At 64.2% G+C, this 12346-nt stretch carries 10 protein-coding genes; 7 read left to right on the top strand and 3 right to left on the bottom strand.

Annotated features, from left to right (window positions below):
* Positions 1-34: 34 nt before the first annotated feature.
* The 5 genes from BLQ92_RS10135 to BLQ92_RS10115 all read left to right on the top strand — a co-directional run bounded on the left by BLQ92_RS10135 (position 35) and on the right by BLQ92_RS10115 (position 5189).
* A complete protein-coding gene (locus tag BLQ92_RS10135; RefSeq protein ID WP_090683921.1) occupies positions 35-1366 on the top strand; it encodes a homoserine dehydrogenase in 1332 nt (443 codons plus the stop codon).
* Positions 1367-1379: 13 nt separating this feature from the next.
* Complete coding sequence (gene thrC, locus BLQ92_RS10130; protein WP_090683919.1) at positions 1380-2831, top strand: threonine synthase; 1452 nt, start codon at positions 1380-1382, stop codon at positions 2829-2831.
* 336 nt (positions 2832-3167) lie between these two features.
* Entirely contained in the window at positions 3168-4388 is a 1221-nt protein-coding gene (locus tag BLQ92_RS10125; RefSeq protein ID WP_090683917.1) for a molybdopterin molybdotransferase MoeA, read from the top strand.
* A gap of 27 nt (positions 4389-4415) precedes the next feature.
* Entirely contained in the window at positions 4416-4673 is a 258-nt protein-coding gene (gene moaD / locus BLQ92_RS10120) for a molybdopterin converting factor subunit 1 (protein WP_090683914.1), read from the top strand.
* A gap of 21 nt (positions 4674-4694) precedes the next feature.
* Entirely contained in the window at positions 4695-5189 is a 495-nt protein-coding gene (locus tag BLQ92_RS10115; protein WP_090683912.1) for a molybdenum cofactor biosynthesis protein MoaE, read from the top strand.
* A gap of 41 nt (positions 5190-5230) precedes the next feature.
* Here BLQ92_RS10115 and BLQ92_RS10110 read toward each other — a convergent pair whose 3' ends face one another.
* The gene (locus BLQ92_RS10110; protein WP_090683911.1) at positions 5231-5791 is read right to left on the bottom strand and encodes a group III truncated hemoglobin; all 561 of its coding nucleotides are present in this window, start codon (positions 5789-5791) and stop codon (positions 5231-5233) included.
* 238 nt (positions 5792-6029) lie between these two features.
* Here BLQ92_RS10110 and BLQ92_RS10105 point away from each other — a divergent pair, with 238 nt between their 5' ends.
* Positions 6030-6530, top strand: coding sequence for an Rrf2 family transcriptional regulator (locus BLQ92_RS10105; RefSeq protein ID WP_090683909.1), 501 nt, complete (start codon positions 6030-6032; stop codon positions 6528-6530).
* 118 nt (positions 6531-6648) lie between these two features.
* Entirely contained in the window at positions 6649-9246 is a 2598-nt protein-coding gene (clpB, locus tag BLQ92_RS10100) for an ATP-dependent chaperone ClpB (RefSeq protein ID WP_090683907.1), read from the top strand.
* 187 nt (positions 9247-9433) lie between these two features.
* Here clpB and BLQ92_RS10095 read toward each other — a convergent pair whose 3' ends face one another.
* Positions 9434-9865, bottom strand: coding sequence for a YidB family protein (locus BLQ92_RS10095; RefSeq protein WP_090683905.1), 432 nt, complete (start codon positions 9863-9865; stop codon positions 9434-9436).
* A gap of 233 nt (positions 9866-10098) precedes the next feature.
* Positions 10099-12333, bottom strand: a complete 2235-nt coding sequence (pbpC, locus tag BLQ92_RS10090) for a penicillin-binding protein 1C (protein ID WP_090684058.1) — start codon at positions 12331-12333, stop codon at positions 10099-10101.
* Positions 12334-12346 lie beyond the last annotated feature (13 nt).

Here is a 12346-nt window from a genome sequence, read left to right as displayed (position 1 = left end):
TTTCCCTTAATCCTTACTCGAAAACACACGCTGCATGGAACCGATCAAAGTTGGACTGCTGGGCTTCGGCACGGTGGGCAGCGGCACCTTCACGGTACTGCGCCGCAACCAGGAAGAAATCAAACGACGCGCCGGGCGCGGCATCGAGATTGTGCGCATTGCCGTGCGCAATCCGGCCAAGGCCACGGCGGCGCTCGGCAGCGCGGCCGGCACGGTGGAGATCACCGATAGCTTCGACGCCGTGGTGAACGATCCGTCGATCGACATCGTCGCGGAAATGATCGGCGGCACGGGCATTGCGCGCGAACTGGTGCTGCGCGCCATCGCCAACCGCAAGCACGTGGTGACGGCCAACAAGGCGCTGCTCGCGGTGCACGGCACCGAAATCTTCGAAGCGGCGCGCGCCAACGGCGTGATGGTGTCGTTCGAAGCGGCGGTAGCCGGCGGCATTCCGATCATCAAGGCGCTGCGCGAAGGGCTGACGGCCAACCGGATCCAGTACATTGCCGGCATCATCAACGGCACGACGAACTACATCCTGTCAGAGATGCGCGACCGCGGGCTCGACTTTGCGACCGCGCTGAAGGCCGCCCAGGAACTGGGCTACGCCGAAGCCGATCCGACTTTCGATATCGAAGGTGTGGACGCCGCCCACAAGGCGACCATCATGAGCGCGATCGCGTTCGGCGTGCCGGTGCAGTTCGACAAGGCTTACGTCGAGGGCATCAGCAAGCTGGCGGCGATCGACATCAAATATGCGGAAGAACTCGGCTACCGTATCAAACTGCTGGGCATTGCGCGCCGCACGGATAAAGGCATCGAACTGCGCGTGCATCCGACGCTGATTCCGGAAAAACGCCTGCTGGCGAACGTGGAAGGCGCGATGAACGCGGTGGTCGTGCATGGCGACGCGGTCGGCACCACGCTGTACTACGGCAAGGGCGCGGGCGCTGAACCGACGGCTTCGGCCGTGGTGGCGGATCTGGTCGACGTGACGCGTCTGCATACCGCCGACCCGGAGCATCGCGTGCCGCATCTGGCGTTCCAGCCGGACAGCCTGTCGAACACGCCGATCCTGCCGATCGACGAAGTGACGAGCGGCTACTACCTGCGCCTGCGGGTGGCGGACGTGACCGGCGTGCTCGCCGATATCACCCGCATCCTCGCCGACACGGGCATCTCGATCGACGCGCTGTTGCAGAAGGAGTCGGAGCAGGTCGACGCCAACGGCAAGGGCGAGACCGACATCATCCTGATCACGCACGAAACCGTCGAAAAGCACGTGAACGCGGCCATCAAGAACATCGAAGCACTGAAGACCGTCGTTTCGCAAGTGACCAAGCTGCGCATGGAAGCGCTGAACTAGGCCAGAGACTGATATGAACTACCTTTCCACGCGCGGCGCCGGAGCCGGCGAGCGCCATACGTTTTCCAACATCCTGCTGGGCGGTCTCGCCAGCGATGGCGGCTTGTACCTGCCCGCGGAATATCCGCGGGTAACGGCCGACGAACTGACGCGCTGGCGCACGCTGCCGTATGCGGATCTCGCCTTCGAGATTCTGTCGAAATTCAGCGACGACATTCCCGCCGAAGACCTGCGCATGCTCACGCGCCGCACCTACACGGCGGCGACTTACTGCAACGTGCGCGACGACGAAAGCGCCGAGCAGATCACGCCGCTCAAGACGCTGGGTGTCGAGAACGGCGCGCCGCTCTCGCTGCTCGAACTCTCGAACGGTCCGACGCTGGCGTTCAAGGACATGGCGATGCAGTTGATCGGCAACCTGTTCGAGTACGCGCTGGAGAAGAACGGCGAGACGCTGAACATCCTCGGCGCCACCTCGGGCGATACCGGCAGCGCGGCCGAATACGCCATGCGCGGCAAGAAGGGCATTCGCGTCTTCATGCTGTCGCCGCACCTGAAGATGAGCGCGTTCCAGACGGCGCAGATGTACAGCCTGCAGGATCCGAACATTTTCAACCTGGCTGTGGAAGGCAATTTCGACAACTGCCAGGACATCGTCAAGGCGGTCTCGAACGATCACGCGTTCAAGGCGAAGTACAAGATCGGCACGGTCAATTCAATCAACTGGGCGCGCGTTGTCGCTCAGGTCGTGTACTACTTCAAGGGCTATTTCGCTGCGACCAGGTCGAACGACCAGCGGGTCTCGTTCACGGTGCCGTCGGGCAACTTCGGCAATGTCTGCGCCGGTCACATTGCGCGGATGATGGGCTTGCCCATCGAGAAGCTGGTGGTCGCCACCAACGAAAACGACGTGCTCGACGAGTTCTTCCGCACCGGCATCTACCGTGTTCGCAAGGCGGCCGAGACATATCACACCAGCAGCCCGAGCATGGACATTTCGAAGGCGTCGAACTTCGAGCGTTTTGTGTTCGATCTGCTGGGGCGCGATCCGGCGCGGGTGCTGCAACTGTTCCGCGATGTCGAAGAGAAGGGCGGCTTCGATCTGGCGGCAAGCGGCGATTTCGCGCGGGTCCAGGAGTTCGGCTTTGTGTCGGGCCGCAGCAGCCATGCGGACCGCGTCGAGGCGATCCGCGACGTGTTCGAGCGCTACGACACGATGATCGACACCCATACGGCCGACGGCCTGAAGGTGGCGCGCGAGCATCTGCAGCCGGGCATCCCGATGATCGTGCTGGAGACGGCGCAGCCGATCAAGTTCGGCGAGACGATCCGCGAAGCGCTGCTGCGCGAGCCGGAGCGGCCGGCGGCGTTCTCCGGGATCGAATCGCTGCCGCAGCGCTTCGAAGTGCTGCCGGCGGACGTGCAGCGTGTGAAGGACTTCGTGGTGGCGCATACGGGCGCTTAACGCTCCGACAAGGGGCGGTGGCGGGACCATAACGAGGCGGCCTGGCGGTCGCTTCGCGTCCTCCCGTACGAGGCGTCGCTTGGCGCGATGTCTCTGCTCGTTCGGACACGCTTGATACGACGGCCATGGTGCAGCCCCTGCTGGCAGGGACGCCCGCCATGGCCGTTGTGCTTTTGGCGCGGCCCCCGCTTTCCCGGCGCCTTTGCAAAACCTGTCCATAAGGCGGGGCCACCCCGGCTATCCCCACAGCCCGCTACAATATTCTTTTCCGTTCTGCGGGCCTTCCCCTCGATGTCCACGCCCATTTCATCCGCGCCTGCCGCGCCCCGCGCCCCGATGCTCTCGACTGCCGACGCCCTCGCCACGCTGCTCGGCGCAGCGACCGTGGTGGCCGGCACAGAAACGGTGCCTACCCTGGCTGCGCTGAACCGCGTGCTGGCCGCCGACGTGATTTCGCCGCTCGACGTGCCACCGATGAACACCAGCGCGATGGACGGTTACGCGGTGCGGATTGCCGACCTCACCCAGGGCGAGCGGCGCTTGCCGGTCTCGCAGCGCATCCCGGCCGGTCACGCGCCGCAGCCGCTCGCGGCCGGCACGGCAGCACGCATTTTCACCGGCGCGACGGTGCCGCCGGGCGCCGATGCGATCGTCATGCAGGAGCAGACTGAAGCCAGCGGCGACGCGGTGACGATCCTGCATATGCCGAAGGCCGGCGAGTGGATCACGGCGCAGGGCGCGGACATCCGCAGCGGCTCGGTGATCTTGCCGGCGGGTACGCGCTTGACCCCGCAGGCTTTGGGGCTGGCGGCATCGGTCGGTTGCGCGGAACTGCCGGTGGTACGGCGCGTCAAGGTGGCGGTGTTCTTCACCGGCGACGAGCTGACCATGCCCGGCGAGCCGCTCAAGCCCGGCGCCATTTACAACTCGAATCGCTTCACGCTGCGCGGGCTGCTCGAAAAGCTCGGCTGCGACGTGACCGATTACGGCATCGTCGCCGACCGGCTCGACGCGACCCGTGAGACCTTGCGCGAAGCCGCGCAGGCGCACGACCTGATCCTCACCTGCGGCGGCGTTTCGGTGGGCGAGGAAGACCATGTCAAGCCGGCCGTCGAGGCGGAAGGGCGCCTGTCGATGTGGCAGATCGCCATGAAGCCGGGCAAGCCGCTCGCGTTCGGCGCGGTGCGGCGTGCAGCGGGCGCTGAGGGTGCGGCCGAAACCTTCTTCATCGGCCTGCCGGGCAATCCGGTGTCGAGCTTCGTCACCTTCCTGCTATTCGTGCGGCCGTTCGTACTGCGCCTGTCCGGTGTGCGCACCGTCACACCGCGCGCGCTGTCGCTGCGCGCCGATTTCACGCAATCCAAAGCCGACCGGCGCAACGAATTCCTGCGCGCGCGCGTCAATCCGGCGGGCGGTCTCGATCTGTTTCCGAACCAGAGCTCGGCCGTGCTGACTTCGACGGTGTGGGGCGACGGCCTGATCGATAATCCACCCAATCACGCAATCAGCGCTGGCGAGACCGTGCGCTTTATTCCGTTTTCCGAACTGTTGAACTGACGCCGGTAGCATCCGGCGGCGAGCCCAATGAAGATTGATCTGAAGTATTTTGCCAGCGTGCGCGAAGCGCTCGGTACGGCCGAAGAGACGGTCCAGGTGCCCGACAGCGTCGCCACCGTGGGCGACGTGCGGATGTGGCTGCGCGTGCGCGGCGGCATCTGGGCGGAGACGCTCGCCGAGGGCCGCGCGCTGCGCATGGCCTGCAACCACGAGATGACCGACGCCGGCACGCGCATTACCGACGGCTGCGAAGTGGCGTTCTTTCCGCCTGTCACCGGCGGCTAAGGGCTAATAAGGGAAGATGCCATGACCGTTCGCGTCCAGACAGAAGACTTCGACCTCACCACTGAAGTGGCGGCCTTGCGCGCGCAAAACCCGAAGATCGGCGCGGTGGCCTGCTTTGTCGGCACGGTGCGCGATCTGAACGACGGCAGCGCCGTGGAAACCATGGAGCTCGAGCACTATCCGGGCATGACGGAGAAGTCGCTTGCGGCGATCGTCGAGGCCGCACGTGGGCGCTGGCCGGGCATCGAGGTGCTGATCATCCACCGGGTCGGCAAGCTGCTGCCGCTCGATCAGATCGTACTGGTGGCGACCACCGCGGCGCATCGCGGCGATGCGTTTGCCTCGTGCGAGTTCGTGATGGACTACCTGAAAACCGCGGCGCCGTTCTGGAAGAAGGAAAAGACCGAGCAGGGCGAGCGCTGGGTCGACGCCCGCGTCACCGATGACGCCGCGCTCGCGCGTTGGGGTATTGCCCCGATCGATACGAAGCCCGCGAAGACCGCGAAGACCGAATAACGCGTCTCGCGGCGCGCCGAGTTCGCTGGCGTCGCGCTGCTTCAGTCCCCGCTTGACTGCCCGATGATCTTCGCCGGAAACGGCTCGCCGCGCGTGCTTGCCGCTGGTTGTGCCGCAGCGTGTGCGCGGACATGTTCGTCGCGCTCGCGTTTGGGCGGCGCAACCCGCTCCAGCAATGCCTGTTGCTCCGCCGGTATCGTGTAGTCCCACCCAAAGCGGCTCAATTGCAGGCTTTGTGCGATGCGCAAAGCCGGTTCCATGAAACGGATCGCGGCCGCGGGTTCGTAGCGTGACTCCACCGTATCGAGAAAGAGATACAGCCAGTGACTGAAATGCTGCGGCTCGATGCCGGGCAACGGCTGGTGCGCCTGTTGCACATTACCGCGATATTGTTTCGCGCCGAGCACGAGGCTCGCCCAGAACGTGCACATCTTGGGCAGATGCTCGTCCCAGCGTCCTGCCAGTGTTTGCTCGAAGACCGGACCGAGCAGTGAATCGGCACGCACCCGGTCGTAAAACGCGTACACGAGTTCGCGGATATTGGTTTCGTCGGGTACGGCGTGTCGCGGCGCAGCAGCCGCTGGCGTAAAGGTTGGGTTCATGCGGTGACCACGGAGAAACTCGGACGCGAGGGGCCTCACGAAAATACGTGTTCCAATCGCGTTAATCAGAAAAACAACGCGCTCGCAAACGATACCATTCAGAATGAGAAAGATTACGGAAAGTCCGCGATTTAACATGCACAACTCCCGCATGTTATGGCGTCGCGGCCAGGCCGACAACCCTCGCGCCGACAAGGTCTTCTAGCGGATCGTCGTCGCCCTTCAAGACTGTGCAACTATGAGACTGACCGACTACACGGATTATTCACTACGCGTCATGCTATATCTGGCAGTACGCGGCGAAGGCTTGTCGACGATCCAGGATATCTCGGATGCATACGGCATTTCGAAAAACCATTTGATGAAGGTCGTACAACGGCTCGGCGAACTCGGCTGGGTCGAAACCGTGCGCGGCCGCAACGGCGGCCTGCGGCTCTTCGAGCACTCGGGCTCGCTGACGGTGGGCGAGGTAGTGCGGGCAACCGAAAGCGATTTCGCGCTGGTGGGCTGTTTTCCCGACGAGCGCGGCAGCCACCGGCATTGCGTGATCCAGTCGCAATGCCGCTTGAAGGGGGTGCTGGAGGTGGCACGCCATGCATTTCTGTCCGAACTCGACCGGCATACGATCGGGGAGCTGGCTGAGCCTAAAGGTCCCTTGGCGGCGCTGCTCGGCATTGGGCCGATCATTCCGATCTCGCTGGCCGTTCCCGGCGACGGCGAGGCGGCGCCGGCCGATTGACCGGAACAGGCGGTTGTTCGTCTCAATTGTTAAATACTTGTTGTCGGATGCAAAAAAGCGCTTGAAACCCGCAAAAAACGCCTCATTTTGGTGATATTCGAAAATTGGAGGTCTCTTGATGAGAGTCGACAAGCTCACCACTAAATTCCAGGAAGCGTTGGCGGATGCGCAGAGTCTGGCCGTCGGCCATGACAATCAGTACATCGAGCCGGTCCACCTGCTCGCGGCGCTGGTCGCCCAACAGGACGGCTCGGCGCGCTCGCTGCTATCGCGCGCTGGGGTGCATGTTCAGGCGCTGCAAACCGCGCTGAATGACGCCATCACACGTTTGCCGCAGGTCCAGGGCACGGATGGCAACGTCCAGATTGGCCGCGATCTGACTGGCCTGCTAAATCAGGCTGACAAGGAAGCGCAGAAGCTCAACGACACGTTTATTGCCAGCGAGATGTTCCTGCTCGCGGTCGCCGACGACAAGGGCGAGGCCGGGCGCCTCGCGCGTCAGCATGGCCTGTCGCGCAAGTCGCTGGAATCGGCGATTGCCGCCGTGCGCGGTGGTTCGCAGGTGCACAGCCAGGACGCCGAAAGCCAGCGCGAAGCGCTGAAGAAGTACACCGTCGATCTGACCGAGCGCGCCCGCGCGGGCAAGCTCGACCCGGTGATTGGCCGTGACGACGAGATCCGCCGGTCGATCCAGATCCTGCAGCGCCGTACCAAGAACAATCCGGTGCTGATCGGCGAGCCGGGCGTGGGCAAGACCGCCATCGTCGAAGGGCTCGCGCAGCGTATCGTCAACGGCGAAGTGCCGGAGACGCTCAAGGGCAAGCGCGTGCTCTCGCTCGATATGGCGGCATTGCTGGCCGGCGCCAAGTACCGCGGTGAATTCGAAGAGCGCCTGAAAGCCGTGCTCAACGATATCGCCAAGGACGAAGGCCAGACCATCGTCTTTATCGACGAAATCCACACCATGGTGGGCGCGGGCAAGGCCGAAGGGGCCATGGACGCGGGCAACATGCTCAAGCCGGCTTTGTCGCGCGGTGAGCTGCACTGCGTTGGCGCCACCACGCTCGACGAATATCGAAAGTACATCGAGAAGGACGCGGCGCTCGAGCGGCGCTTCCAGAAAGTGCTGGTCGACGAGCCTTCGGTGGAAGCGACCATCGCCATTCTGCGCGGTTTGCAGGAAAAATATGAGCTGCACCACGGCGTGGATATCACCGACCCGGCAATCGTCGCGGCGGCGGAACTGTCGCATCGCTATATCACCGACCGTTTCCTGCCGGACAAGGCCATCGACCTGATCGACGAGGCTGCCTCGAAGATCAAGATGGAAATCGATTCGAAGCCCGAAGAGATGGACCGGCTCGACCGCCGTCTGATCCAGCTGAAGATCGAGCGCGAAGCCGTCAAGAAGGAAAAGGACGAAGCGTCGCAGAAGCGCCTGCAACTCATCGAGGAAGAAATCGAGCGCCTGAACCGCGAATATTCGGACCTCGAAGAAATCTGGACCGCCGAAAAGGCCGCGGTGCAGGGCAGTGCGCAACTGAAGGAAGAGATCGAGAAGACCCGCGCGGAAATCATTCGGTTGCAACGCGAAGGCAAGCTGGAGAAGGTCGCCGAACTGCAGTACGGCAAGCTGCCGGGGCTCGAAGCGCAACTGAAGGAAGTCACCCAGGCCGAAGCGCGCGAGCAGAACAATCCGACCCGTCCGCGTCTCTTGCGCACGCAAGTGGGGGCGGAGGAAATCGCCGAAGTGGTGTCGCGCGCAACCGGCATTCCGGTGTCGCGGATGATGCAGGGCGAGCGCGAAAAGCTGCTGCAGATCGAAGAAAAACTGCACGACCGCGTGGTCGGCCAGGACGAAGCGATCTCGGCGGTGGCCGATGCGATCCGCCGTTCGCGTGCGGGTCTCGCCGATCCGAACCGTCCGTACGGCTCGTTCCTGTTCCTCGGCCCGACGGGCGTGGGCAAGACCGAACTGTGCAAGGCGCTGGCGTCGTTCCTGTTCGATTCGGAAGATCACCTGATCCGCATCGACATGAGCGAGTTCATGGAGAAGCACAGCGTCGCGCGGCTGATCGGCGCGCCGCCGGGCTACGTCGGCTATGAGGAAGGCGGTTACCTGACCGAAGCCGTGCGCCGCAAACCGTACAGCGTGATCCTGCTCGACGAGATCGAGAAGGCTCACCCGGATGTGTTCAACGTGCTGCTGCAGGTGCTCGACGATGGCCGCATGACCGATGGCCAGGGTCGTACTGTGGACTTCAAGAACACGGTGATCGTGATGACCTCGAACCTCGGTTCGCAGGTGATCCAGTCGATGGTCGGCGAGCCGCAGGAAGCCGTGAAGGATGCGGTGTGGGAAGAAGTGAAGCTGCATTTCCGCCCCGAATTCCTCAACCGGATCGACGACGTCGTGGTGTTCCATGCGCTCGATCGCTCGAACATCCAGTCGATTGCGAAGATTCAGTTGCAACGGCTGCAAGAGCGGCTCGCGAAGCTCGACATGCAAATGGTGGTGTCGGATGAAGCGCTGGAGTTGATCGGCAAGGTCGGCTACGACCCGCTGTTCGGCGCCCGGCCGTTGAAGCGCGCGATCCAGCAGGAGATCGAGAATCCGGTCGCGAAGCTGATTCTGGCCGGCAAGTTCGGCCCGAAGGATGTGATTCCGGTCGAAGTGGACGACGGCAAGCTGGTGTTCGACCGCGTGGTGCACTAAGCGGGGTTGAGCGACACGCGTTACATCTGTGGCGCGTATGGCAAGTTCCGCAGGTTCGCCAGGGCGGTAGTGATTGAGCCGCGTCTGACTGACGCATGAAAAAGGGCAACGAGTCTTGCGATTCGTTGCCCTTTTTATTTGCCGCCGCGCGCCTGACTCGGCGCAGCCGCGGTCTATACATTCGGCGTTACGCGTTGCCCTTGCCGAACAGCGACGACAGGCTGCCGAGCGCGCCGAGCACGTTGCTGGTATCCACCTGGCCTGCGGCGGGCACTTCGCCATTGGGCGTGGCCGCATTTACGACGTGCGGCAGGATCTGCGACAGCAGTCCCGTGACCTGGTCGGGCTGCACGCCGGCCTTGGCCGCGAGATTGGCAACCGTATCCGAGCCGAGCACGCTATGCAGCGCATCCGCCGAAATCGGCTGATTTTCGCCGTTGCCGACCCACGAACTGATGATGTCGCCGGCGCCTTTGTCCTTGAACTGCTGGATCAGGCCGTTCAGGCCACCCGGCTGATTGTTGACGAATTCAAGCGCGGTGCTGATGAGGGCCTGCTGGTTGCCGCCGCCTTCGGGCGACTGGCCGAGCAGGGATCCGAGGGTGTCGAGTAGGCTCATGACGGTCTCTCTTGAATGCCAGCGTTCTGTTCAGACGCCGGCGGGTGAAAACGCCGCGCGGTTGCGCGGCAGCGGACGTAGTGCGGCAGGGGTGTCGCGATACGGCAGGGCGATGCTCAGGCAGACTGCGCTTAAGCATAGGATAAATTGCCCACCCTTTTGACGAAAGCCGACGATTTATACCGATCGATTCGTGACAAGTAAATCACTTGGACAGTATTTAAACCTTTTGCCTATTTTGGAGGCGGTTTTGATGCGCCGGGTGCCTGGGCGGTGCGCGCCACCGCGCCGCGCACTTCGAAGTGCACCGCATCGGCGACGCTGTCATCGGCATTGACGAGTTCCAGCAGGTGATGCCCAGGCCAGGGCAGCCACGGCACCCGTGAGGCATGGCCGAGCGTCTTGCCGTCGAGCCGCCATGCACTGAGCGTCGAGGCGCCGCTCGCGCGCTCGAATGAAATACGCTGGCGCGCCGCGGGAATATCGGGGTCGAGCGCGAAGATCGTGCCGTCGGTCGGCGTGCCGATCTGCGCCGCGCCGCGTGTCGAGACCCGGCGCGCGGCGGCGTCCGCATCCGCTGCCAGTCCGACCAGCGGGGTCTCGGTGCCGCGCAAGAACCACTCGTTGCGTGAGGGCTCCGCGTTGTTTTCAAACGTGACACGCGTCTCGATCACGCCGGGCGGCATGGCCGGCGGCGAGCTCGGCAAACGCCGATGCAGATAACCGACGAGCGCGGCCCACACCGGCGCTGCGCCGGTCACACCCGAGACGTCCCACATTGGCGTGCCGTCCGCATTGCCGACCCACACGCCCACCGTATAGCGGGAGGTGAAGCCGATCGTCCAGTTATCGCGCATGTCTTTGCTGGTGCCGGTTTTGACGGCGGAGAAGAAGCGCGTGGCGAGCGGGCTGTCGAAGCCGAAGGTACGGGTGCGCGCGTTGTTGTCCGCGAGGACGGTGGTGATGATATAGCTGGCGTCGGCGCTGAAGACACGCTGGCTTGTCTTCGCTCCTGCTTTATTCTGCCCGTCAGCCGGCGCGCCGGGACGGCGCGGCAGATCCACGGTGGGCGCAGCGACACCGCCATTCGCGAGAGCGCGGTACGCGTTGGTCAGCGCGAGCAGGGTGACGTCGGCGCTGCCGAGCGCGAGGCTAAAGCCGTAATAGTCGCCGCTTTGCGTGAGCGGTAATCCGAGTGCGGTAAGCGTCTTCGCAAAGCGGTGCGGCGTCACCATCACCAGCGTGCGCACCGCCGGCACGTTCAGCGACGAACCGAGCGCCGTGCGCACGCTGACCCAGCCCTTGAAGTCCTTGTCGTAATTCTGCGGAATGTACAGGCCGCCACCGGTGGCCAGATCGAGCGGCGCGTCGTTGAGCAGCGACGCCGTAGTGAGCCGCCGCTCGTCGAGCGCCTGAGCGTACAGGAATGGCTTGAGCGTCGAGCCGGCCTGGCGCAGCGCGAGTACCGCATCCACCTCGCGGGCGCCGGATAGCGCACCCGACGAGCCGACCCAGGCACGTACCTCACCGGTCGCGTTATCGAGCACCACGACCGCGCCGTCCTGCACGTTGCGTGGATGCGCGCGCGCGTTCAGTTCGAGCAGGGTGCGGGTGAGCGTGTCGCGTGCGAAGCGTTGCAGGTTCGCGTCGAGCGTCGACGTGACGCGGTCGCCGGCCATCGGATGCACCTCGGCCGCCACGCGCCGTGCGAAATGCGGCGCGAGCGACTCGTTGTCGGTTGCAAGCGACAGTGAAGCGGGGGCGGGACGGGCGAATGCCAGTTGCACGAAGCCGCCGAGATTCGCGCATTGGCTGCCCGCCTGCATATCGCGCAGAATCCGGCAGGCGCGTGCGCCGACCTTTGCGTAGGGGGCGTTCGGTGCGCGGATCAGCGCAGCGGCGACCGCCGCTTCGCGTTCGTCGAGCCCGGAGGGCGCTTTGCCGAACAGCGTCATCGAGATCGCCGACAAGCCGATCGTCTCGCCGCGAAACGGCACCAGATTCAGATAGGCCTCGAGGATCTGGTCCTTGCGCCAGGTCCGCTCGAGCCACAGCGCATTGACCGCCTGACCGGCTTTCTGCGCAATCGAACGTTGTCCTGAACGTTGCGGGTCGTCGTCGAGCAGACCCGTCAACTGCATCGTCACGGTCGAGGCGCCGCGCGTACGCGTATTCCACAGATTGGCCCACGCGGCGCCGGCCGCGCCGCGCCAGTCGACGCCGCTATGCTCGTAGAAGCGTTTGTCTTCCGACACCACGATCGCTTCGCGCAGCGCCGGCGAGACATCGGCGAGCGCGACCCAGTCGCCGCGCCGCTCGGTGTTGTCGATGCGCGTGCGCTGCAGCGGTTCGCCGTCGCGTGCGAGCAGCACCCAGTCGGAACTGCGCCAGCGGGCGTGGACCTGCTCGAACGAGGGCAGGGCAAACGCGCTCGCCGAGATGCCGACGAGGCTGACGCACACGGCCATGCGGGCAAGCACG

The organism is Paraburkholderia phenazinium (assembly GCF_900100735.1).
Classification (GTDB): Bacteria; Pseudomonadota; Gammaproteobacteria; order Burkholderiales; family Burkholderiaceae; genus Paraburkholderia; species Paraburkholderia phenazinia.
The sequence above is the reverse complement of the archived record's forward strand: the minus strand, read 5'-3'. Positions and strand labels throughout refer to the sequence as shown.